Origin of the sequence: Micromonospora sp. NPDC049903 (genome assembly GCF_044460945.1) — a bacterium.
Taxonomy (GTDB): Bacteria; Actinomycetota; Actinomycetes; order Mycobacteriales; family Micromonosporaceae; genus Micromonospora.
Genome location: NZ_JBITKL010000012.1, coordinates 81,045 through 102,974 on the forward strand (window position 1 = coordinate 81,045; position 21,930 = coordinate 102,974).

The 21,930-nt window shown below is 73.8% G+C and carries 20 protein-coding genes; 13 read left to right on the plus strand and 7 right to left on the minus strand.

All coding sequences use genetic code 11. The features are described from left to right. Nucleotides 1-79: 79 nt before the first annotated feature. Genes ACIBO1_RS19565 through ACIBO1_RS19575 form a run of 3 tightly spaced genes read right to left on the minus strand, consistent with a single transcriptional unit; the run spans nt 80 to nt 3,791 of the window. Complete coding sequence (locus tag ACIBO1_RS19565) at nt 80-2,281, minus strand: xanthine dehydrogenase family protein molybdopterin-binding subunit (RefSeq protein ID WP_396748380.1); 2,202 nt, start codon at nt 2,279-2,281, stop codon at nt 80-82. Next, nucleotides 2,278-3,273 (minus strand): FAD binding domain-containing protein, encoded by a 996-nt coding sequence (locus ACIBO1_RS19570; protein WP_396748538.1) that lies wholly within the window; start codon nt 3,271-3,273, stop codon nt 2,278-2,280. The genes ACIBO1_RS19565 and ACIBO1_RS19570 overlap by 4 nt, the downstream gene beginning before the upstream one ends. Before the next feature lie 2 nt (nt 3,274-3,275). After that, complete coding sequence (locus ACIBO1_RS19575; protein ID WP_396748381.1) at nt 3,276-3,791, minus strand: (2Fe-2S)-binding protein; 516 nt, start codon at nt 3,789-3,791, stop codon at nt 3,276-3,278. A 197-nt stretch (nt 3,792-3,988) separates the two neighbouring features. Here ACIBO1_RS19575 and ACIBO1_RS19580 point away from each other — a divergent pair, with 197 nt between their 5' ends. From ACIBO1_RS19580 to ACIBO1_RS19600, 5 genes are all read left to right on the plus strand, one after another. Further along, nucleotides 3,989-4,366 carry an MmcQ/YjbR family DNA-binding protein gene (locus ACIBO1_RS19580; RefSeq protein WP_396748383.1) on the plus strand — a complete coding sequence of 126 codons (378 nt, stop codon included), beginning with the start codon at nt 3,989-3,991 and terminating at the stop codon, nt 4,364-4,366. A gap of 175 nt (nt 4,367-4,541) precedes the next feature. Continuing rightward, a complete protein-coding gene (locus ACIBO1_RS19585) occupies nt 4,542-4,940 on the plus strand; it encodes a tetratricopeptide repeat protein (RefSeq protein WP_396748384.1) in 399 nt (132 codons plus the stop codon). Further along, nucleotides 4,937-7,621 (plus strand): CHAT domain-containing protein, encoded by a 2,685-nt coding sequence (locus ACIBO1_RS19590; protein ID WP_396748386.1) that lies wholly within the window; start codon nt 4,937-4,939, stop codon nt 7,619-7,621. The genes ACIBO1_RS19585 and ACIBO1_RS19590 overlap by 4 nt, the downstream gene beginning before the upstream one ends. Nucleotides 7,622-7,634: 13 nt before the next feature. Further along, a complete protein-coding gene (locus ACIBO1_RS19595; RefSeq protein WP_396748388.1) occupies nt 7,635-8,033 on the plus strand; it encodes a hypothetical protein in 399 nt (132 codons plus the stop codon). An 87-nt stretch (nt 8,034-8,120) separates the two neighbouring features. After that, nucleotides 8,121-10,655, plus strand: coding sequence for an alkaline phosphatase family protein (locus tag ACIBO1_RS19600; protein ID WP_396748390.1), 2,535 nt, complete (start codon nt 8,121-8,123; stop codon nt 10,653-10,655). On the opposite strand, the gene ACIBO1_RS19605 is transcribed toward ACIBO1_RS19600, so the two are convergent. Together ACIBO1_RS19605 and ACIBO1_RS19610 are read right to left on the minus strand one after the other, a co-directional pair. Next, entirely contained in the window at nt 10,588-11,169 is a 582-nt protein-coding gene (locus ACIBO1_RS19605; RefSeq protein ID WP_396748392.1) for a DedA family protein, read from the minus strand. The two genes, ACIBO1_RS19600 and ACIBO1_RS19605, sit on opposite strands and share 68 nt — an antisense overlap. Beyond that, nucleotides 11,166-11,927, minus strand: a complete 762-nt coding sequence (locus tag ACIBO1_RS19610; protein WP_396748394.1) for an MBL fold metallo-hydrolase — start codon at nt 11,925-11,927, stop codon at nt 11,166-11,168. The genes ACIBO1_RS19605 and ACIBO1_RS19610 overlap by 4 nt, the downstream gene beginning before the upstream one ends. A gap of 405 nt (nt 11,928-12,332) precedes the next feature. Here ACIBO1_RS19610 and ACIBO1_RS19615 point away from each other — a divergent pair, with 405 nt between their 5' ends. Then, nucleotides 12,333-14,102, plus strand: a complete 1,770-nt coding sequence (locus ACIBO1_RS19615; RefSeq protein WP_396748540.1) for a family 43 glycosylhydrolase — start codon at nt 12,333-12,335, stop codon at nt 14,100-14,102. A gap of 73 nt (nt 14,103-14,175) precedes the next feature. On the opposite strand, the gene ACIBO1_RS19620 is transcribed toward ACIBO1_RS19615, so the two are convergent. Beyond that, complete coding sequence (locus tag ACIBO1_RS19620) at nt 14,176-14,541, minus strand: MmcQ/YjbR family DNA-binding protein (RefSeq protein WP_396748396.1); 366 nt, start codon at nt 14,539-14,541, stop codon at nt 14,176-14,178. 150 nt (nt 14,542-14,691) lie between these two features. After that, nucleotides 14,692-15,450 (minus strand): Clp protease N-terminal domain-containing protein, encoded by a 759-nt coding sequence (locus ACIBO1_RS19625; protein ID WP_396748398.1) that lies wholly within the window; start codon nt 15,448-15,450, stop codon nt 14,692-14,694. Between the two features lie 349 nt (nt 15,451-15,799). Between ACIBO1_RS19625 and ACIBO1_RS19630 the strand changes: the two genes are divergently transcribed. Genes ACIBO1_RS19630 through ACIBO1_RS19660 form a run of 7 tightly spaced genes read left to right on the plus strand, consistent with a single transcriptional unit; the run spans nt 15,800 to nt 21,923 of the window. Beyond that, nucleotides 15,800-16,546 carry a class II aldolase/adducin family protein gene (locus ACIBO1_RS19630; protein ID WP_396748400.1) on the plus strand — a complete coding sequence of 249 codons (747 nt, stop codon included), beginning with the start codon at nt 15,800-15,802 and terminating at the stop codon, nt 16,544-16,546. A 36-nt stretch (nt 16,547-16,582) separates the two neighbouring features. Further along, nucleotides 16,583-17,602, plus strand: coding sequence for an ABC transporter substrate-binding protein (locus ACIBO1_RS19635; protein ID WP_396748402.1), 1,020 nt, complete (start codon nt 16,583-16,585; stop codon nt 17,600-17,602). Further along, entirely contained in the window at nt 17,599-18,420 is an 822-nt protein-coding gene (locus ACIBO1_RS19640) for an ABC transporter permease (protein WP_396748404.1), read from the plus strand. Before ACIBO1_RS19635 ends, ACIBO1_RS19640 begins: the two co-directional genes overlap by 4 nt. Continuing rightward, on the plus strand, nt 18,417-19,226 hold the full coding sequence (locus ACIBO1_RS19645; RefSeq protein ID WP_396748406.1) for an ABC transporter permease: 810 nt from the start codon (nt 18,417-18,419) through the stop codon (nt 19,224-19,226). The genes ACIBO1_RS19640 and ACIBO1_RS19645 overlap by 4 nt, the downstream gene beginning before the upstream one ends. Continuing rightward, entirely contained in the window at nt 19,223-20,038 is an 816-nt protein-coding gene (locus ACIBO1_RS19650; protein ID WP_396748408.1) for an ABC transporter ATP-binding protein, read from the plus strand. Before ACIBO1_RS19645 ends, ACIBO1_RS19650 begins: the two co-directional genes overlap by 4 nt. Next, on the plus strand, nt 20,035-20,970 hold the full coding sequence (locus ACIBO1_RS19655) for an MBL fold metallo-hydrolase (RefSeq protein WP_396748410.1): 936 nt from the start codon (nt 20,035-20,037) through the stop codon (nt 20,968-20,970). The genes ACIBO1_RS19650 and ACIBO1_RS19655 overlap by 4 nt, the downstream gene beginning before the upstream one ends. Further along, complete coding sequence (locus tag ACIBO1_RS19660) at nt 20,970-21,923, plus strand: amidohydrolase family protein (RefSeq protein ID WP_396748412.1); 954 nt, start codon at nt 20,970-20,972, stop codon at nt 21,921-21,923. The genes ACIBO1_RS19655 and ACIBO1_RS19660 overlap by 1 nt, the downstream gene beginning before the upstream one ends. Nucleotides 21,924-21,930: the final 7 nt, after the last annotated feature.

A 21,930-nucleotide genomic window follows, 5' to 3' on the forward strand; every position in this document is an offset into this window, starting at 1 on the left:
GGGACCGAGAGGTCCCGCCCCCGCCGTCGTCGTACCGGCCGGCGCGGTGGGTTCGGCGAGGCAGGTCAGAGGAGGCGGGTCAGAGGAGCTGGTCGAGGGTGATCGGCAGCGACCGGATCCGGGTGCCGGTGGCGTGGTAGACGCCGTTGGCGATCGCGGCGGCGATCCCCGGTAGGCCGACCTCGCCGATGCCCTTGGTGCCGATCGGGGTGGCCCGGTCCGGACCGCCGACGAAGACCACGTCCACCTCGCCGATGTCGGCGTTCACCGGGATCAGGTAGTCGCCGAGGGTGGCGTTGGCGATGCGGCCGGTGTCCGGGTCGGTGACGGTCTCCTCCAGCAGCGCCTGCCCGATGCCGCCGACGGTGGCGCCGACGATCTGGCTGCGGGCGAGCTTCTCGTTGAGGATCCGCCCGCCGTCGACCACGGAGACCACCCGGGGCACCCGCACGAGTCCCAGGTCCGGGTCGACCTGCACCTCGACGAACTTGGCCGCGAACGCCCCGGCCGGGGCCATCCCGATCTGCTGCGGGTCGGGTGGGGCGCTCGCGCCGTCGGTGGTCAGCTCGTCGAGGCCGTGCCGGTCCAGGATCGCGGCGAAGCTCTCGCCCCGGCGCGCGTCGCCCCGATGGTGCAGCCGACCGCCGTTGACCATCACGTCGTCCATCGTGCAGCCGTGCAGCGGTGATCGGGTGTCGGTGGTGACCAGGTCGAGCACCGCGCGGACCAGCGCCTGGCAGGCCGCGTACACGGCGTTGCCCAGGGCGCCGGTCAGCCCGGAACCGCCGGCCTGCGGCGCCGGGGGCATCTGCGAGTCGCCGAGGTCGAAGCGGACCTGGCCCAGCCGCAGCCCGAGCAGTTCGGCGGAGAGCTGTCGCATCACCGTGTACGTCCCGGTGCCGATGTCGGTGGCGGCGCTGCGGACGTAGGCGGTGCCGTCCCGGCTGACCGTGGCGCGGGCCCGGCAGGGCACCTGCCACCACGGGTAGCTGACCCCGGCCACGCCGAAGCCGACCCGCCACCGGCCGTCCCGCATCGCGCCGATCCGGGGATCACGGCGGGACCAGCCGAACCGGCGTGCCCCGACCGCGTAGCAGTCCCGCAGCGCCCTGCTCGACCACGGCAGCCCGGACTCCGGGTGGACCTCGGCGTCGTTGCGCAGCCGCAGCTCCAGCGGGTCCATCCCGAGCCGGTAGGAGAGCTCGTCGAGCGCCGACTCCAGGGCGAAGTTCGCCTGCGCCTCGCCGGGCGCGCGCATCGACCCCGGGCACGGGATGTGTCGCCGTCGCTGCCGGTCGCGGGCGGTCACGTTCGGGCAGGCGTACGCGGTCGCGCCGGCCGCCGCGACCGGCTCGGTGTTCTCGTCGGCCACCGCCACGGTCTGGGTCGCCTCGTGGTCGATCGCGACGATCGTGCCGTCGCGCCGGGCGCCGATCCGGAGCCGCTGGACGGTGTCCGGCCGGTGCCCGACCCCGGTGAACATCTCCGGCCGGGTGAGCGTCAGCGTCACCGGTCGCCGCACCGTACGCGCGGCGAGCACCGCCAGCAGCACGTGCGGCCACACCCGCAGTCCCGCGCCGAAGCCGCCGCCGACGTACTTCGCGTAGACCCGTACCGCCTCCTCCGGCAGCCCGAACACGGCGGCGACGGTGGCTCGGGTGTTCGAGGTCCACTGGGTGGAGTCGTGCACCGTGACCGTGTCGCCCTCCCAGACCGCGACGGTGGTGAAGAGGCCCAGCGGGTTGTTCGTGTTCTCCGCGGTGCGGTAGGTCGCCTCGTGCACCACATCGGCGGTGGCGAGCGCGGCGGCGGCGTCGCCGCGCGTGACGTCGGTGCCGAACGGGTCGACGCGCAGCTCGGTGTCGTCCAGGGCCGCCGTCGGTTCGGCGCTGCGGTAGGAGACGGTGACGGCGCGGGCCGCCGCGGCGGCCTGCTGCCGGGTCTGCGCCACCACAACGGCCACGTACTGCCCGTGGTGCCGGATCAGGTCGTCCTGCATCGGCGGCGGTGGCGTGGGCCCGATGGGCGTGGTGGGTCCGGCGGCCAGCCGGGCTGCGTCGCGATGGGTGATCACCGCCAGGACTCCGGGCATCGCCTCGGCGGCGGTGGTGTCGAGGGCCTCGATCCGCCCGTGCGCGACGGTGCTGCGGACCAGCGCCGCGTACGCCATGCAGGGGTAGCTGACGTCGGACGGGTACGCCGCCGCGCCCGCGACCTTGCGTGGCCCCTCCACCCGGTCGACACCGGCACCCACCACGGTCACCGGTTCGGTCATCGTCATGGCAGGTCACCCACGATGTCGGTCAGGGCGCGGACGACGGTGCGCCGGGCCAGCTCGGGCTTGAACGCGGTGCCGGGCACGGTGAACGCGTTTCGCAGCTCCGCCTCGGCGGCGGCCCGGTAGGTCTCGGGCGTCGCGGGCGCGCCGGTGAGCACGCGTTCGGCCGCGCGGGCCCGCCAGGGGATGGTGCCGACGCCGCCGAGACCGATCCGTGCCTCGGTGACGGTGCCGTCGGCGACGGTGACGGCGGCGGCGACCGAGACGAGCGCGAACTCGTAGGAGGCGCGGTCGCGGACCTTCAGGTAGCCGGAGCGTACGGCCTCCGGCGGCAACGGCACCTCGACCGCGGTGATCAGGTCGCCGTGGCGCAGCACGGTCTCGACGTCCGGACGCTCGCCCGGCAGGAGATAGAAGTCGGTCAGCGGGACCGTCCGTTCGCCGTCGGTGCCCCGGATGTGCACCACGGCGTCCAGCGCGACCAGCGGTACGCAGAGGTCGGAGGCGTGCAGCGCGATGCAGCTCTCCCCGGCGCCGAGGACGGCGTGCATCCGGGCCCCGGCGCCGATGATCGCGGCGCAGCCGGACGACGGGTGCCGCTTGTTGCAGTCGGGCACGGTCGGGTCGCGGAAGTAGCGGCAGCGGGTGCGCTGCAACAGGTTCCCGCCGATGGTGGCCATGTTGCGGAGCTGGGTCGACGCCCCGGCCAGCAGCGCGGTCCGCACCAGCGGCAGCCGTACCGCCACCGTCGGGTCGGCGGCCATCTCCTCCATGGTGGTCAGCGCGCCGACCCGCAGCGCCCGGCCGTCGGTGGTCACCCCGCGCAGCGGCAGCCGGGTGATGTCCACGACCCGGTCCGGGTCCAGGATGCCGTCCTTGAGCATCAGGTCGACCTGGGTGGTGCCCCCGGCGAGGTACTGGGCGGCGGGTCGCTCGCTCACCAGCGTCACCGCCGCGCCGACGTCCTCCGGCCGCAGGTACTCGAACTCGCGCACGGTCAACCGACCCCCTGGCCGGCGACCTCGCGGATCGCGGCGACGATGTTCGGGTACGCGCCACAGCGGCACAGGTTGCCGCTCATGAACTCCCGGATCTCGTCGTCGGAGGCGGCCCGCCGCTCCCGCAGCAGCGCGACGGCCGACATGATCTGTCCCGGGGTGCAGAAGCCGCACTGGAAGGCATCGTGCCGGACGAACGCCTCCTGCATCGGGTGCGGGCGGCCGCCGTCGGCGAGTCCCTCGACCGTGGTCACCTCCCGGCCGTCGCACTGCGCCGCGAGGGTCAGGCAGGACAGCACCCGCCGACCGTCCACCAGCACCGTGCACGCCCCGCAGGCGCCCTGGTCACAGCCCTTCTTGGTGCCGACCAGGCCGATCTCGTCGCGGAGCGCGTCGAGCAGCGTGACCCGGGCGTCGAGCCGCAGGTGGTGAGCGGTGCCGTTGACGGTCAGGGCCGCCTCGGTGGCGGTCGGGGCGGTCGGGGCGGGCGGGCTGCCGCCGTCGTCTCGGTCCATCTGCGCCCTCCCGGTGCCGTCGTCGACAGACGTACATGAGGGATTATCGGTGCTTTTAGCCCTTTGTGGGGCGAATCGGCCGAGCCGAACCGCCGGGATGTCCGACCCGGCGACTAGCCTGTCGCCGTGCCGTGACCACGCGGGCGGAGGAGGTCCGGAATGGCTGACGCGAGCGACGATGATTGACGCGGACGACGATGGCTGACGCGGACGACGTCCGGCGGTTGGCGCTCGCGCTGCCGCACGTGGTCGAGAACGACAGCGACGGCTTCGACTTCCGGGTGGCCGACAAGGGGTTCGTCTGGTCCTACCCCGAGCGGCTGCCCGGCAGGCCGCGCGTGATCCGCACCGACGTGGCCGTGCTCTATGTCGGGGACGAGGCCGAGAAGCAGGCCCTGCTGCTCGGCGAGCCCGACCTCTTCTTCACCACCCCCGGCTACGACGGACTGCCCCTGGTCATGCTGCGCCTGGCGGCGGTGGGGGTGGACCGCCTCGCCGAGCTGGTCACCGACGCCTGGCGGATGCGCGCGCCGGAGTCGCTCACCGCCGACCTCGACGAGGCCGCCGTCCGCTGACCCGCCGCTGCCCCGTGACCCGCCGCTGCCCCGTGACAAGCCGTCGGCCGGGCGGGGCCGGCCCGGCTCGGTGACGCGGCGCGACGCGGCGAGTGTCGGGTTTCCTCCTCGGGGACTGCGTCGCGCACGGGAGCGGTGACAGACTGGACGACAGTCGATGCCTCGGGGGTGCGCGGTGTTCGGTCCTTGGCGCAAGCGGAAGGCATCACCGTCGAGTGCGCGACGACCGGCGGGTGAGGCGCGACCAGCGGGTGCCGGCGGACCGGGCTTCACCGTCACCCCGCTGCCCACCGAGACGGCGGCCCGGCAGGCCGCCGAGGGCGCGTCACCGGAGGACATGAACCGTCTCGGGATCACCCTCAAGCTCGCCGGCCGGACAGACGAGGCCGCCGAGTGGTTCCGCAAGGCCGCCGAGGCCGGCAGCACCGACGGGAAGGCCAACCTGGCCCTCTATCTGATGGGACAGGGCCGTAACCAGGAGGCCGCCGAGTGGTTCCGCCGCATCGGCGACCCACTGGGTGAGGCGTTCGCACGCCGGCTGTCGTCGGAGCCCGACACTCCGCCCGACCGGTGACCGGCATCCCCGACGCCTGGGGGACACCGCAGTACCACCTGCTGGTCAGCGCCTGCGGGCAGGCCGAGGCGCACCATGACGCGTACGAGCGCGGCGGGTCGCTGCCGGACCTGGAGTTCGCCCTCGCCGTCTTCACCGAGGTGCTCAAGGTCGCCCGGAACGTCGACATCCGCAGCACCGCCGCCAACGGTCTCGGGACGGTCCGCTGGTCCCGCTACGAACGCTTCGGTGACCTGGCCGACCTGGACGCGGCGATCGGGCTGTTCCGCGACGCGCTGGCGATGTACCCGAACGAGCGCACCCCCGCCACGCCCTCCTTCCACGCCAACCTCGGTGGGGTGCTGCGGCTGCGCTGGCGGCGTACCGGCGTCGAGGCGGACCTGGTCGAGTCGGTGGCCCAGGTCCGCGCGGCGCTGGCCGCGACCGGCCCCACCCACCCACGCCGCGCGGCCCGGCTGACCAACCTCGCCGACGGGCTGCTCACCCTGTCGCTGCGCTACGACGACTCGTCCGCCCTCGCCGAGGCGGTCGAGGTGTCCCGCGAGGCGGTGGCGGTGGCCGGACCCGGTGACGACCTCGCCGGGATGCTCTCCAACCTCGCCGAGATCCTGCGACTGCGGTACCGCTCGACGAACGGCCGGGAGCGGGCCCTGCTGGACGAGGCGGTCGAGCGGGGCCGCGAGGCGGTGGTGGCGGCCGGTGACCGGCACCCGCTGCGGGCGCGGTTCGGGTCGAACCTCGCGCTCGTGCTGGTCGACCGGTACGCCGCCGGGCGGCACCCGGCCGACCTGGCCGAGGCGGGCCGCCTCGCCGAGCACGCCGTGCGGGCCACCCCCGAGGGGCACCCCAACCGGGCGGAACGGATGCTCGTACTCGCCAACATCCGGCGGGCGGAGGTGACCCGGCTCGCGGCCGAGGTGCCCCGCCCTCGGGAGGCCCGCCGGATGGCCCGGGCCGCCCGGGACGCGGCGGCGGCCGTGCCGGAGGGGCACTACCTGCGCGCCGACGCCCTGCTCAGCGAGGCCGCCGCGTTGACGGTGTGGGCGGTCAGCGGCGAACCGAAGGCATACCGGGAGGCGATCATCATCCTGCGGCGGGTCGCACGGGACCCGACCGCACCGGTCCGGGTACGCGTCGAGGCGGCTCGGCGGTGGGCCAACGCCGTCCTCGCCAGCAGCCGGGGACAGGACCTCGCCGAAGCCCGGCAGGCGTACCACCTCGCGGTCGAGCTGCTGCCCCGGACCGCGCCGAGGCGCGTCACGCACGCCGACCGGGAGCGGCATCTGGGTGCCTTCGTCGGTCTGGCCCGGGACGCCGCCGCCTGCGCCGTGTCCGCCGGTGACCCGCTCGACGCGCTGCGGCTGCTGGAACACGGCCGAGGGGTGCTGCTCGGGCACGCCCTGGACACCCGGACCGAGCTGACCGAGCTGCGGCGGCGGCGCGCCGACCTGGCGGACCGCTTCGAGGCGCTGCGGAGCGCGTTCGACCGGCCGGAAGGGATCGGCTTCAGTTCCCGGCCGGACGATCTGACGTTGCCCGGTGAGGACCGGCACACGCTGGCCCGGGACTGGGACGCGCTGCTGGACGAGATCCGGGGCGTCGACGGTCTCGGCGGGTTCCTGCGCCCACCCCCGGTCGACGACCTGCTCGCCGAGATCGCCCGGCGCGGTCCCGTCGTGGTGCTCAACATCAGTGGGCTGCGGTGCGACGCCCTGGTGCTCGCCGGGGGCCGGGTCCGGGTGGTGCCGCTGCGGCTGAGCCTCGACGAGGTGACCGACCGGGCTCGGCGGCTGCGCGCGGCCGTCGCCCGCAGTACGCGTCCGAGCCTGCCCGCCCAGCTCCGCGCGGAGGCCCGGGCCACGGTCGCCGCAACGCTGGTCTGGCTCTGGGACACCGTCGCCGCACCGGTGCTCGACGCGCTCGCCCCGCCGCCCGGCTCCCGGGTGTGGTGGGTGCCGACCGGGCCGCTGACCAGCCTTCCGCTGCACGCCGCCGGACCGGCGGACGGACCGGGCGTGCTGGACCGGGTGGTCTCCTCGTACGCGCCGACGGTGCGCAGCCTGGTCACCGCCTGGCGGTCCCGCCCGGTGGCCCGGACGGCCGCGCCGCTGGTGGTGGCCCTGCCACAGACGCCCGGACTGGGCGACCTGCCGAACGTGCCGGCCGAGGTGCGGATGCTGACCACCCGATATCCGGCGAGCCGGGTGCTCCTCGGTGAGCGGGCGATCCGGCGGTCCGTGCTCGACGCGCTGCCCCGGCACCCGTGGCTGCACTTCGCCGGCCACGCCGTCAGCGCCGCCGACGGGAGTGCGGACGGGCACCTCGTCCTGCACGACCACGCCGCCGCCCCGCTGACCGTCGCCGACATCGCCCGGCTGCGGCTGACCGGTGCCGAGATCGCCTACCTGTCGGCGTGCGACACCGGGGTCTCGCACGAGGACCTGGACGACGAGGCCCTGCACGTCGCCGGTGCCTGCCACATCGCCGGATTCCGGCACGTGGTCGGCACCGCCTGGGCGATCGACGACGCCGTCGCCCCCGGCGTCGCGGCCGACTTCTACGCCCGGCTCGACGGCGTCGACGACGCCGCGTCGGCCCTGCACCAGGCGGTGCGTACGCTGCGCGCGGCGCAACCGCACCGGCCCACGCTCTGGGCACCCTTCCTGCACGTCGGTCCGTGACACGATGGTCGATGTGACCGAACCCCGCTACGACACCGAACGTGGCGCCACCGAACTCCTCGTCGGTGCGCTGGCCGGCTCCGCCCTGCTGCCGTTCGTGCAGGCGCTGGCGACGAAGGCGGGGGAGGACGTCTACCAGATGATCCGGGACAGGCTGTCCCGCCGGGCCCGCCGCGAGGTGCAGGACGAGATCCGCGCCGAGGGCACCGTCACACTCACCGCCCCCGGCGCGCGGGTGGTGCTGCGGCTGCCGGAACGGGTCACGCCCGAGATGGCGCTGCGGTTGGAGAACCTGCACCTGCCGCCGCACCGACCCGGCTGGTTGCTGCTGTCGTGGGACGCCACCCAGCGCCGCTGGGTCACCACCGGCCTGTCCGGACCGCCGGAGACCGCCACCAGTCTCGACCCCTGACCGTCCCGCGCGGCACGGCCGCTCCACCGTCCGGGATCCCGGGTCCGGCTTTGTGATCTTGTTGGTGCCGTGTGACATGGTGGCGGCATGGAACCGCAGGTGGATGCCGAGCGCCGCGCTCTGCCCGAACCCGTCCGGGTCGCCCTGCGGGTGCTGCGTGACTACCGGCCGACCTTCGCCCGGGTACGCGCCCTGGTGCGCAGCATGGCGACCTCGTTCCTGGTGCTCAGCGCGACGTTCTGGCTGCTGCCCGGCGTGACCATCAGCGGCCTGGTCGGGCTGCTCTGGCTGGTCGCCCTGGTCACCGGCGTCGGTGCGGTGCTGCGTCCGGTGCTGCTGGCCCTGGCCACCGCGCTCGGTGGGCTCGGTGCGCTGGCCATCGGCGTGGGCGTCCAGGCCGTGGTGATGTACGTGGCGCTGCAACTGGCTCCCGAGGCGCACGTCGCCGGGTTCGCCGTCGCGTTCGCCGCCGCCTGGCTCGCCGTGGCGCTGGCCGCCGCCGTCAACTGGCTCGCCGACGCGGGTACCGACGACACCTTCGTCAGCGAGATGCTGCGGCTGATGAGCCGGGTCCGGCGCTCCACCGACCGTGGTGGCCCCCGCTGGAGGCGCTGGCGTCGCAGCGGCCCGCCCCGGCGCGACACGGCCGGTGACGCCCCACCCGAGGGCCTGCTCGTGGTCCAGCTCGACGGGGTGGCCGCGCCGGTGGTGCAGTGGGCCGTGCGCGCCGGCAACCTGCCCACCATGGGCCGCTGGCTGCGGTCGCGCAGTCACCGGATGACCCGCTGGCACACCGGGCTGCCGGCCACCACCCCCGCCGCCCAGGCCGGTCTGCTGCACGGCGAGTTCGGTCGGGTACCGGCCTACCGCTGGTACGAGAAGGCACCGCCCGGCCCCGACGGGACCGCGCCGGCCGGGCGACTCGTGGTGACCAGCCGTCCCCGCGACGCGGCCGAGGTCGAGCGGCGACTCTCCACCGGCCGGGGGCTGCTGCGCGACGGTGGGGTGAGCATCAGCACCGCCTTCTCCGGCGACGCCCCCACCACCCTGTTGACGGTCAGCCGTGCCGGCCTGCCCGGCCGCTCCACGGCCGGCTACGCGGCGTTCATGACCAGCCCGTACGGCTTCGCCCGGACGGTGGTGCTCGGCGCCGGGCAGGTGCTGCGGGAACTGCACGCCGCCCGGCGGCGACGGGTGCGCGGCGTCCAGCCCCGGGCCGACCGGGGCGGCTCGTACCTGGCGCTGCGTCCGCTGGCCAGCCTGCTCAACGACCTCAACGTGTCGCTCATCGCCGAGCAGATGGCCCGGGGCGCGCCGGTCATCTTCTGCGACTTCGTCGACTACGACGAGGTGGCCCATCACGCCGGCCCGGCCCGGCCGGAGGCGATGGCCGCGCTGGAGTCGCTCGATCACACGCTCGGCATCCTGCAACGGCTGGCCGCCGAGGCGGGGCGGCGCTACCACATCGTGGTGCTCAGCGACCACGGCCAGAGCCAGGGCGCCACGTTCCGCCAGCGGTACGGCGAGTCCCTGACCCAGGTGGTGTCCCGGCTGGTGACACCGGGTGCGGCCGAACCCGTGCCGGCGCCGCGCCGCCGCCCACGCGGGCCGGGTCGGGACGCGGCGCTCGCCGGTGGCGAGCACGAGACCACCCGCAACGCCGAGGAGCGCGCCCGGGTGGACACGCTGCTCAGCGAGGTGTCCGGCCGCAGCGGGGTGACCGCCACCGCGACCCGGATGGCGGTCCGGGCCCGGCCGGAGGCGGCGCGCGGCCCCCACCCGTCGCCGGAGCCGGACCGGGCGCACGAGCGGGCCGCCGCGTCGGGGCGTACCGAACCGGAGACCGTGGTGGTGGCCTCCGGCAACCTGGCGATGGTCTATCTGACCCGGCATCCGGGGCGGCTCACCCGTGACCGGATCGACGAGGCGGCGCCGGGCCTGGTGGCGGGCCTGGCCGCGCATCCCGGCGTCGGGGTGGTCGTCGTCGACTCGGCCGCCGGACCGCTGGCGGTGGGGCGCTCCGGCATCCACCGGCTGCTCGACGGGCACGTCGAGGGCGACGACCCGCTGCTGCCGTACGGGCCGAGGGCCCGGCACGACCTGCTGCGGCACCAGGGCATGGACCACGTCGGTGACCTGGTCCTGATCAGTTCCGTGGATCCCGGCCTGGAGGAGGTGACCGCCTTCGAGGAGCTGGTCGGCAGCCACGGCGGGTTGGGCGGCTGGCAGAACGACGCGCTGCTCGTGCATCCCGCCGACTGGCCGCAGGAGGGCGAGCTGGTCGGCCCGGACGCGGTGCACCGCCAGTTGCTCGACTGGCTGTCCCGGCTCGGCCTGCGCAGCCCCGACGAGCCCGGTGACCCGGCGAACGGCCCCGACGCGGCGCAGGGGCCTGACGCGGCGGACGAGCCCTATGCAGCGAACGGGTCCGGCGCAGCCGACCGGTCCGACCTGGCGACCCGGTCCGAGGCGGTGGACGGCTCCGACCCGGCGACGCGGCCCGGTCCGGCGGTGACCGGGGCGCGTCCGGGGGAGGCGGGACGGCGGATACCGGTCATGGCGTCGCCGGTGGATGGACCGGCTCGGGCCGGCGTCGCCCCAGCCGGCTCAACACCTGAGTGACCAGCAGGACCAGCACGATCGCGGCGAGCACGCTCTGCCACGGCTCGGGGAAGATGGCCCGGCCGAGCACGCCGATCATGGCGTAGACGACCGACCAGAGCAGGGTGGCCGGCAGGTTGGCCACGGCGAACCGCCGCCAGTTCATTCCGGCCATCGCCGCAGCCAGCAGCACCGGGAGCCGGCCGCCGGGCACGAGTCGGGACACCAGGAGCATCGGGACGCCGCCCTCGCGTACCCGCGCCGACAGCCGGTCCAGCCGCTGTGGCCCACGCAGCCAGCGCAGCCGTCGGGCGATGCGTTCGCCGCCCCAGCCGAGCACCGCGAAGACCACCAGGTCGCCGAGGTACGCGCCGAGCGCCCCGGCGAGCACGACCAGGAGCACGGTCACCGGGTCCTGGTGAGCGGCGAGGGCGGCGGCACCGCTGACCGCCGCACCGGTGGGCACCACCGGGACGACCGCGCCGAACATCACCACCAGCGTGAGCCACGCCAGCGTGCCGAGGGCCGCCGTCATGTGCCGGGCACGGAGAGGGATTCACCCGGCTGCAGGACGCGTACCCGGGTGTCGGGGGAGATCCGTTGCGCGTGCCGGGCGAAGTCGTCGCCCGGCCCGAAGAACCGGTCCGGCCGGACCCGGTCGCATCCGATAGGCCAGAAGGTGCCGTAGTGGATCGGCACCGCCCACGCCGCCGCCACCCGCCGCGCCGTCTCGGCCGCGCCCTGCGGGTCGAGGTGGCCCGGGCCGAGCGTGGGCCCCCACCCACCGACGGGGATCAGCGCCAGGTCGAGCGGGCCGAGCGAGTCCATCTCGGCGAAGAATCCGGTGTCCCCGGCGAACCAGGTGCGCGCCCGGCCCTCGACGAGGTAGCCGACGGCCGATGCCCGATGGCGTGACCAGGGGCCGCGCCCGGCGGGATGGGCGGCGGGCACCGCCGTGACGGTGACCTCGCCGACCGTGGTCGACTCGCCGGGCGTCAGCTCGGTGTACCGGTCGGCGGCGTCGCCCAGGGCCCGCCGTACCAGCGGCGCGGCCCCGGCCGGCAGCACCAGCCGGGTGTCCGGGGGCAGCCGGCGCAGCGACGCGAGGTCCAGGTGGTCGGCGTGCAGGTGCGAGACGAGTACGGCGTCCGGTGCGGCCGTCAACCGGGGGGTGGGCCCGCGTCGTCGCCGCAGATGGGCGAGCCGGTCGCGGAGCAGCGGATCGGTGAGCAGTCGGGTGCCGGAGTCCTCGATCCACACGGTGCTGTGACCGTGCCAGGTCAGCTCGACCACACCGTCACCCACACCGCCGTCGACACGCCTGCCACCGTAACGGGTGCCGGTCGGCGGCCCCTCGGCGGCTGTGGCGTCAGGCCGTGCCGGGCCCATTCCCGGCGTGGCCAGGTATAGATGGCCATCCTTGTCTGTGTGATCGCTCACATGTTAGCGTTCCCATCGGTGGTGATGGTGAGCACGCGCTCTGCGGCTTCCCGGCAGGCGGCCGAGGCGTTGATGTTGTCGCTAACACCGCCTCGGTCACGGTCGACCGGCACTGCTCGTCCCCGCCGTTCCCGTCCCCGTACGGCTGGTCCGGCGAGCGCGCCACCACCGGAACAGGAGTCCGTTGTGAGCTTCGTGTCCGCGCTGCCGCGCAGCGTCAGAGCCAGACGTGGGATCGCCTGGCTGACGATTCCGTTGATGTTGGTGACCTTCTTCGCCGCTCCGGCGAAGGCGGACAACCCGCTCGTGCAACACGTCTACACGGCCGACCCGGCGCCGCTGGTGCACAACGGCCGGGTCTACCTCTACACCGGACGCGACGAGGACGGCTCGACCTACTTCACCATGCGGGAGTGGCGGGTCTTCTCCTCGGCCGACATGGTGAACTGGACCGACCACGGCGTCCCGATGAACCTGGGCACGTTCGCCTGGGCCGACGCCAACGCCTGGGCCGGGCACGTCATCGCCCGCAACGGCCAGTTCTACTGGTACGTGCCGGTGCGGCAGCGCTCGAACGGGCAGATGGTGATCGGCGTCGGCGTCTCCAGCTCGCCGACCGGGCCGTTCCGCGACGCGCTGGGTCGGCCGCTGACCGGCAACGGTGAGATCGATCCGCACGCCTTCATCGACGACAACGGTCAGGCGTACCTGTACTGGGGCAACCCGAACCTGTGGTACGTCCGGCTGAACTCGGACATGATCTCGTTCTCCGGCAGCCCGACGCAGATCCCGCTCACCACGGCGGGCTTCGGCACCCGGACCGGCAACGCGAGCCGACCCACCCTCTATGAGGAGGGGCCGTGGGTCTACAAGCGCAACGGCGTCTACTACAACGTCTTCGCCGCCGAGTGCTGCTCGGAGTTCATCGGCTACTCCACCGCGCCCGGCCCGACCGGCCCGTGGACCTATCGGGGCACGGTCATGCCGAGGCAGGGCGCCAGCTTCACCAACCACCCCGGCATCATCGACTTCGCCGGGAACTCGTACTTCTTCTATCACAACGGCGCGCTGCCGGGCGGCGGCGGTTACACCAGGTCGGTGGCGGTGGAACGCTTCACCTACAACGCCGACGGGTCGATCCCGACGATGAACATGACCACCGCCGGGCCGCCCCAGGTGGGCACGCTCAACCCGTACGTGACGCAGGAGGCCGAGACCATCGACCGGGCCAACGGCATCGAGACCGAGGTCTCCACCGAGGGCGGCATGAACGTCGGGTTCATCGAGAACGGCGACTGGATCCGGGTCAAGGGTGTCGCGTTCGGCACCGGCGCCTCGTCCTTCACCGCCCGGGTGGCCTCAGGCACCAGCGGCGGGAACATCGAGCTGCGGCTGGACAGCACCACCGGCCCGCTGGTCGGCACCTGCGCCGTGCCGGGCACCGGAGGCTGGCAGAACTGGGCGAACACCACCTGCAACGTCAGCGGCGCCACCGGCACCCGCGATCTGTACCTGCGCTTCACCGGCGGCAGCGGCTACCTGTTCAACATGAACAACTGGCGGTTCACCGGCGGCACCGGCACCGGCGGCAACCTGGTCACCAACGGCGACATGGAGAGCGGAACGACAGGGTGGACGGTCTTCGGCGCCGGGACGGTGGCGTCGAACACCAGCGTGGTCCGGGGCGGTACGGGGTCGCTGCTGCACTCGGGACGTACCGCGTCGTGGAACGGTCCCAGCCAGGACGTGACGTCGAAGCTGACCAACGGCCGTACGTACACCACGACGCTCTGGGTGCGGTCGCAGAGCGGCACCCCGTCGGTGCGACCGACGCTGGCGCTGACCGCCGACGGCACCACGAACTACGTGCAGCTGACCCCGGCGGCGACGGTGAACGCGAACGGCTGGACCCAGCTCACCGGTACCGCCACGGTGTCGTGGAGCGGCAGCCTGACCGGCGCCCGCCTCTACGTCGAGACGGCGGCCGGCACCGACGGCCTGTACCTGGACGACGTGTCGTTCCAGTGAGCCGCACTCCGTGGGCCCGGCCGCCGACCGGGCCCACGGTAGTGCTGCTCAGCGGGCGTCGAGCCGGAGCATCTCAGCGGGCGTCGAGCTGGGCGAGCAGCGTCTTGGGCGCCACCACCCGGTACCCGTCCTCGACGACCTCGGCGAGTTCGGTCTCGTCCACGCCGGTGTCGAGGCGTACGCCCACCCAGCCCCGATGCCCCACATAGGGCGGACGGAAGTAGGTCTGCGGGGCGGACGCGATCAGCTCCTCCGCCGAGCCCGGTGGCGCGGCGCACCACAGGTGCGGGAAGTCGTTCTGGTGATGGCCGTCCGGCCACACCTGGGCGAAGGACTTCTTGCCCCGGATGAACCAGGCCGGCGTGCCGTGGCTCGGTCGTTCGGTGACCTCGGGCAGGTCCAGGCACACCCGCCGGATGGTCGCCACCAAGTCGGTCATCGATCCACCGTACGGCACCCGGACGCCACGCCCGGCGAACGCCTCGCCGCCGTCGCCAGCGGACCGGCGGCGGGTGGCGGGAGGGATGTGCGTGTAAGGAGGGGTCCCCTGCTATGCACGAGGCGATAGCAGGGGACCCCTCCTTACACCTCAGGCCCGTTGGCGGCGTGGTGCGGGCGCGGCGATCTGGTGGTGCAGCCGGTCGAGCCGTTCGAGCACGTCGAACATCATGATCCGGAGTGAGGCGGTGTCCGCGTCCCGGTCCGTGGCCACCCGGCCGAAGGTCGCACCGTAGTAGAGCGCGGAGAGTACGGCGGGGGTGACCACCTCGGTGACCCCCACGTCCCGCAGCACCGCCCCGGCCGTGCCGTCGTCGGTGGTCAGCCCGAGTAGCAGGTGGCTGCCGGCGATGGTGGCGGACCCGTGTGCGGCGGCCTGGCTGGCGGCCGTGGTCAACGTCGTGCGGGCGCCGGTGCCCAACGTGGGTGGCGTTGCCCCGCCGTTGCGTCGCGAGGCGCGGGACCGCCCCGGCCGACGGTCGACCGCTCCGTCGATCGCGGCCTGGATCGAGGCGGCCGGGAAGCCGAGCAGTTCGACGGCGTTCAGCACCAGGCTCTCGCCCTCGTCGAGGAACGCCTGGAGCAGGTCGACCGGTTCGACGACCGCCGACCCGCGAGCCGCCGCGACGTCGTACGCCTGGCGCAGGATCGCCGCGACGTGGTGGTTGGGCGGCGGTGCCAGGTCGACCGGCTCGGGCAGCGCGAGGTCAGCCACCGCGTCCTGCGCGGACCGGTCGGCGCCGTCGAGCGCCTGGGTCAGCGCGGTCTGGCAGATCCGCGAGACCGGAAGCCGGGCCTGGCGTACCCGCTCGGCCAGCGCGTCGGGCAGGTACACGTTGATTTTGGGCATCTGGGGGGTCCTGTCGGGGCGGGAGCGGGGCGGAGGCGGGCCGGAGTCGGGGCATGGTGGGGGCTGGGGTGCAGGTCACAGCGTTCACCCGCTTGATCTCCTGCAAATCCTAGGGGCATACTAGGGTTATGCCAACGCCGCTGACCGCCCGCCGCGCGGTCGACTACGGTCGCACCGGCAGCGCGCTCTGTCCCTGCCGCTGACCCGGCCGCAGACCGCCGAGAGCCCGCGCGAAGGCATCCACCCCCACGCACCGGTACACGCACGCGTCCGACCTCGGACGCGGCTTCCGCCTGCCCGCCGCACGGTGCGTCGACCGGCACCCCGACTACGACAAGGCAGTGACGTCATGACTGAGCACATCCCCACCCCCTCGGCACTGCGGGGCGCGCCGTTCGGAGCCGACGAACTGGCCGCCGCCCGGACCGACCTGACCACCGGCATCAACCGGATCTTCGCCGCCTCGGCGATGTCCGCCAGCGGACACGGCAACATCAGCGTCCGGCTGCCGGGCCACCACGACCTGCTCGCGATCAACGCCGGTGAGCTGCTGCGCCCGTGGCCCGCCGACGACCTGCGGGTCGGCGTACCCGCTCTGCGGACCGTCAACGACGAGGTCGTCGTGGTGAACCTCGACGGCGAGGTGCTGTTCGGCACGCCCAGCCCGTCGGTGGCCGCCATCCTCACCATGCACGTCGGCGTGTACCGCACCCGCCCGGACGTGTCCGCCGTCATCCACACCCACTCGCCCTACGCCACCAGCTACGCCCTCGCCGCGACCAGCCTGCCCGCCCGGTACGAGGCGTTGCTGGTGCACGGTCAGGCCGTGGACGTCCCGGTCGCGCCCTGGGCACCGCGTGGCACCGCCGAGGCGGTCCGCGCCATCGCCGACACCTACCGGGCCCACCCCGACACGTACGGCGTCCTGCTCGGCAACCACGGCCTGCTCGTCGCCGGGGACGACGCGAAGCACGCGGCGAGCCTGGTGGTGGCCATCGAGGAGGCGGCCGTGTCGAGCGTCGCCGCCCAGCCCCTCGGTGGACCGGTGCCCTTCCCGGAGCACGTCCGCGACCTCGACCTGCGTCTGCGCTTCTGACCGACCCCGTCAGCCCCCCGAGAATCGAGACCGACCATGTTCCGTACCACCCGGACCCTCCGGCACGTACCCGCCACACCCGCCCTTCGTCGCGGCCTGGCCGGCATCCTCGCCGCCACGCTGCTGACCAGCGCCCTCGCGGCCTGCTCCGCCGCCGACGACTCCGCCGACGCGGCCGGCGGCACGGACGGCCTGACCACGGTCCGGCTGGCCTCCGCGCCGCTCGGACACCTCGCCCCGATCTACCTCGCCCAGGACAACGGGATCTTCGCCAAGCACGGCCTGCGGGTCGAGGTGGACACCCAGACCTCCGACCTGACCTCGGTGCCGTCGGTGCTGGCCGGCAAGGTGGACTTCGCCACCGGCGACCTCACCACGCTGATCGTGGCGCGCACGCAGGGGCTGGACGTCAAGGCGGTGGTGCCCGCGTCCGCGTCGACCGGCAAGGCCGGTGCGGACTACGGCGCGCTCGTGGTGGCCGGCGACTCCGGCATCACCAGCCCCCAGCAGCTCGAAGGCAAGACGGTGGCGGTGAACATCCTGACCAACATCGCCGCGGCCGCCGCCCGCGAGTCGGTCCGCACCGCCGGTGGCGACTCCGACTCGGTGAAGCTGGTCGAGATCCCGTTCCCGCAGGTCCCGGCCGCGATCAGCGAGGGGCGGGTGGACGGCGCCTGGGTGGTCGAGCCGTTCCTGTCGGCGGCCAAGGCGCAGGGTGCGGTGCCGGTCGGCTGGGGCTTCACCGACCTGGCCGAGGACCTGACCGTCTCCGCCTGGTACACCTCGGGCACCTACATCGGGCAGCGCCCGGAGGTCGTCTCGGCCTTCCGCGACGCGATCCGGGAGGCGTACGCGTACGCCCGCGAGCACGAGGACGAGGTGCGCGCGAAGATCCCCACCTTCACCCAGATCAGCCCCGAGGTGGCGAACACCATCACCATCACCGGCTGGCGGGACGAGGTGAGCCGGCAGGCCGCCGAGAAGCTGGCCGGGTACGCGCAACGCGACGGTCTGATCAGCACCACGCCGAACCTCGACGAGCTGATCCTGCCGTGACCACGAGCAGCCGCACGCCGGCCCCCACCCGGGGGTCGGCCGGCGGCCCGGTCGCCGGTCGCCGGCTGCTCGGCGTGGTCGGGCTGCTGGTCGCGGCGGCCGGGTACGAGGCGGTGACCCGCACGTTCTTCTCGCCGCTGCACGTGCCACCGCTGTCCGCCGTCGCCCCGGAGGCGCTCCGCCTGCTCACCGAGGCCCGGTTCTGGACCGCGACCGGCCGTACCCTGCTGGCCGCCGCGTCCGGCCTGGTGATCGCGGTGGTCGCCGGTATCGTCGTCGGTTTCGCCATCGGCTCGGTCCCGTGGCTGCTGCGGGTCACCTCGTCCACCCTGGACTTCCTGCGCCCGGTCCCGTCGATCGTGTTGATCCCGGTGCTGGTCCTGGTGCTGGACGTCGCCCAGATCACCGTCCTGCTCGTCGCGGTCTCGTGCTTCTGGATCGTGCTGTTCCAGGTGCTGTACGGGCTGCGCGACGTGGACCGGGTGGCCGTGGACACCGCCCGCAGCATGCGACTGGGCCCGCTGGCCCGGGTCGTGCACGTGACCTGGCCGACGGTGCTGCCGTACCTCGGCACCGCGCTGCGGCTGATCGTCTCGGTGGCGCTCGCGCTGGCCATCACCGGCGGCCTGGTGATGGGTGCCGCCGGTCTCGGCGAGCTGATCTGGAGCAGCCAGGAGTCCGGCGAGTTCACCGGCATGTACGCGCTGGTGCTGCTGACCGGCGCGGTGGGGGTCCTGCTCGACCTCGGTGCCCGCCTGGCCGAGCGCCGGCTGCTGCACTGGCACGTGGCGACCCGGCGGGAGGTGGCGACCGGATGACCGGCCGACGATCCGCCCCGCTGCTCACCGGCCTGGCCCGGGGTGCCTCCGCCGTCGGATTCGCGCTGGGACTGCCGGTGCTGCTGTTCACCCTCTGGTGGGTGCTCAGCGCGGACAGCACCAACATCTTCCTGCCGCCGCTGCGCCGCATCGTCGAGGCGTTCGGTCAGGTCTGGCTCTCCGACGTCTTCGTCCGCGACGTGGTGCCGAGCCTGCGCCGCCTCGCCACCGGCTACGCCGCCGCGCTGGTGATCGGCGTCGGTATCGGCTACGTGGTCGGCCGCTGGTCGGTGGTACGCGCACTGACCAGCCCGATCCTCGCCTACTTCCGGGTGCTCCCGGCCCCGGTGATGATCCCGGTGCTGCTGGTCGCGGTCGGCATCGGCGACGCCACGAAACTGATCGTCATCGTGCTCGGTGCGGTCTGGCCGATCCTGCTGAACACCGCCGACGGCGTCCGCGCCGTGGACCAGGTCCACCTGGAGACCGCCGCCGCGTACCGGCTGCCGAGCTGGACCCGGCACGGCCTGATCCTGCGCGCCGCGAGCCCGCAGGTCTTCGCCGGTGCCCGCCAGGCGCTGGGCATCTCGCTCATCGTCATGGTGGTCAGCGAGATGCTGATGAGCACCGACGGCCTGGGCTTCACCGTGATCCGGTTCCAGCGCACCTTCGCCATCCCGCAGATGTGGAGCGGCGTGCTCCTGCTCGGCCTGCTCGGCTTCGCCCTCGCGAAGGTCTTCGAGCTGGTCGAGCGGCGTGTCCTGCGGTGGCACCGAGGCGCCACCGGACGAGAGGAGTCATCGTGACCGTCGGACCCGACCTGCTGCGGATCGACGCGCTGGGCAAGTCGTACCGGGCCCGGGAACGCACCGTGGACGCCCTGGCCGGGGTGAGCCTCACGGTCGGCGACGGCGAGTTCGTCACCGTCGTCGGGCCGTCCGGCTGCGGCAAGACCACGCTGTTGAAGATCGTCGCCGGGCTGCTGCCCGCCTCGACCGGCGAGGTGTACCTGGCCGGGCAGCGGGTGACCGAGCCGCCGGCCGACCTGGGCGTGGTCTTCCAGGAGTACGGCCGCAGCCTGTTCGCCTGGAAGACGGTGCAGCAGAACGTCGAGCTGCCGCTGCGGCACCGGGGGCTCGGTCGCGCCGAACGCCGGGACCTGGTCGCCGAGGCGCTCGACGCGGTCGGGCTGGCCCAGACGGCACGGGCGTACCCGTGGCAGCTCTCCGGCGGCATGCAGCAACGGGTCGCCATCGCTCGCGCGATCGCGTACCGGCCCCGGCTGCTGTTGATGGACGAGCCGTTCTCCGCGGTCGACGCCCAGACCCGCGGTGACCTGGAGGACCTGCTGGCCACGCTCTGGCGGCGGTACGCGATGACCGTCCTGTTCGTCACCCACGACATCGACGAGGCGGTGTACCTCGGCCAGCGGGTCGTCGTCCTCGGTGCCGCCCCGACCGGCGTCGTCGCCGAGTTCCCGGTCGACCTGCCGGCGGACCGCGACCAGCTCGGCACCCGTTCCTCGCCCCGCTTCGGCGAACTGCGCGCCCAGGTCTATGCGCGGGTCCGCCGCGCACCCGAACCCGAAACCCCGCGAGCACACGAGGTGACCCGATGAGTGAGCAGTCCCCGGAGACCGCACCGCGCTGGCAGGACACCGGCGGCGGAGAGGGCCCGCTCTGGTCCTTCCCCGTCGGCGAGGTCGAGGTCTTCCCGATCCGCGAGGTCGACTACCTCCCGCTCCCGACGGACTTCTTCCCGCAACTGGAGACCGAGTCCTGGACCGACGGCGCCTTCTACACCGCCGAGCCGTTCACCCGCGACGGGCGGATCGTGCTCAACCAGGAGGCCCACCTGCTCCGGACCAAGGACCGGCTGATCCTGGTCGACGCCGGTGGCGGCAACGGCAAACCCCGCAACGGCGGCGTCTTCGACCGCGCCGACCGGCCGTTCCTGGAGCAGTTCGCCCGTGCCGGGGTCAGCCTCGACGACGTCGACACGGTGGTCTTCACCCACCTGCACGTCGACCACGTCGGCTTCGCCACCAGCGCCGACGGCTCCGGCGGCTGGGTGCCGACCTTCCCGAACGCCCGCTACCTGGTGGTCCGGGAGGAGTTCGACTGGTGGACCGGCCCGCAGGGCACGGCGGCGCTGCGGCGTACCGGCGACTACCTCGCGGACAGCATCCTGCCGCTGCGCGACGCCGGTGTGCTCGACCTGGTGCCGGCCGACCACGTGCTGACGCCGGAGATCCACCTCGTACCCGCGTTCGGGCACACCCCCGGCAACGTCTATCTGGTGGTCGAGTCCGCCGGCCGACGCGCCCTGTTCGCCGGGGACATGCTGCACCACGGCGTGCAACTGGAACGTCCCGAGTGGAGCATCCGGTACTGCGTGGTGCCGGGCGACTCCGCCGACCAGCGCCGCCGCCTGCTGGAACGGGCCGCCGACTCCGGTGACCTGCTGGTGCCGACGCACTTCCCGTTCCCCGCCGCCGGATACGTGCACCGGGCCGAGCGCGGCTTCACGTACACCTTCATCGAGGTCTGATGCCGCCGCTGTTCGTCGCCGACTTCCACACCCACTACGCCTGTCCGGCCTATCCGGCGCTGCCGCCCCGGCACGCCGCGCCCGAGCTGGCCGAACGCTGGCGCGGGCTGGCCCGCCGGATCGCCGACCTGGAGGGGCTGCTGGCCGAGGGCGGTCGGCACGGCATCGACCTGCGGGTGCTCAGCGCGCCACCGGCGCTGGTGACCGCGCACGGCGAACGCACCCGCCCGGACGACCTGCGGCGTCTCAACGACCACCTCGCCGAGGCGGTGGCGAGCTCACCGGACCGCCTCCGGGGCCTGGCCACCGTCGACGCCTTCGCCGGTGACCCGGCCGCCGATGAGGCGGTCCGCGCCGTACGGGACCTCGGGTTGTCCGGGCTGGTCGTGGACTGCGCCACCGACGGGCTCCTGCTCGGCGCGAAGGCCGCCCGCCCCACCCTGGCCGTCGCGGCGGAACTCGGCGTACCCGTCTTCGCGCACCCGATCAGCCCGGTGGCGATGACCACCGCCTTCGCCGGTCTCGGCCGGTTCGGCACCTCGCTGGCACGGGGCACCATCAACGCCGCCGCGCTGCTGTCGCTGCTGGTCGACGGCGTGCTGGCCGACCTGCCCGGGCTGCACGTGGTCTTCCCGATGCTCGGGGTCGCCGGGCTGTCCCTGGCCGCCGCCACCGACGGGGGAGAGGTCCTGACATCGGCGGCGCCCGCGTCGCAGCGCGCGCACGTCTATCTCGACACGATGGGGTTCGCGCCGGCCGCCATCAGGTTCGCCACCGACCTGCTCGGTGCCGACCACGTGCTGGTCGGCGGGGACTGGCCGATCGGCCCGCGCGCCACCAACCGCGCCCGGGTCGAGTCGGCGCTGGCGCGGGCCGGACTGGACGAGGCCGACACCCGGCTGGTCGCCGGAGGCAACGCGCTCCGGCTGCTCGGTGACGGTCCGGGCCGCTGAACCGGGC

Bases quoted from the DNA above. Each gene is read 5' to 3' on its own strand.
- ACIBO1_RS19565 (WP_396748380.1), bottom strand. From the start codon at position 2,281: ATGACGATGACCGAACCGGTGACCGTGGTGGGTGCCGGTGTCGACCGG.
- ACIBO1_RS19575 (WP_396748381.1), bottom strand. From the start codon at position 3,791: ATGGACCGAGACGACGGCGGCAGCCCGCCCGCCCCGACCGCCCCGACC.
- ACIBO1_RS19580 (WP_396748383.1), top strand. From the start codon at position 3,989: ATGGCTGACGCGGACGACGTCCGGCGGTTGGCGCTCGCGCTGCCGCAC.
- ACIBO1_RS19600 (WP_396748390.1), top strand. From the start codon at position 8,121: ATGGAACCGCAGGTGGATGCCGAGCGCCGCGCTCTGCCCGAACCCGTC.
- ACIBO1_RS19605 (WP_396748392.1), bottom strand. From the start codon at position 11,169: ATGACGGCGGCCCTCGGCACGCTGGCGTGGCTCACGCTGGTGGTGATG.
- ACIBO1_RS19615 (WP_396748540.1), top strand. From the start codon at position 12,333: ATGTTGGTGACCTTCTTCGCCGCTCCGGCGAAGGCGGACAACCCGCTC.
- ACIBO1_RS19620 (WP_396748396.1), bottom strand. From the start codon at position 14,541: ATGACCGACTTGGTGGCGACCATCCGGCGGGTGTGCCTGGACCTGCCC.
- ACIBO1_RS19625 (WP_396748398.1), bottom strand. From the start codon at position 15,450: ATGCCCAAAATCAACGTGTACCTGCCCGACGCGCTGGCCGAGCGGGTA.
- ACIBO1_RS19630 (WP_396748400.1), top strand. From the start codon at position 15,800: ATGACTGAGCACATCCCCACCCCCTCGGCACTGCGGGGCGCGCCGTTC.
- ACIBO1_RS19635 (WP_396748402.1), top strand. From the start codon at position 16,583: ATGTTCCGTACCACCCGGACCCTCCGGCACGTACCCGCCACACCCGCC.
- ACIBO1_RS19645 (WP_396748406.1), top strand. From the start codon at position 18,417: ATGACCGGCCGACGATCCGCCCCGCTGCTCACCGGCCTGGCCCGGGGT.
- ACIBO1_RS19655 (WP_396748410.1), top strand. From the start codon at position 20,035: ATGAGTGAGCAGTCCCCGGAGACCGCACCGCGCTGGCAGGACACCGGC.
- ACIBO1_RS19660 (WP_396748412.1), top strand. From the start codon at position 20,970: ATGCCGCCGCTGTTCGTCGCCGACTTCCACACCCACTACGCCTGTCCG.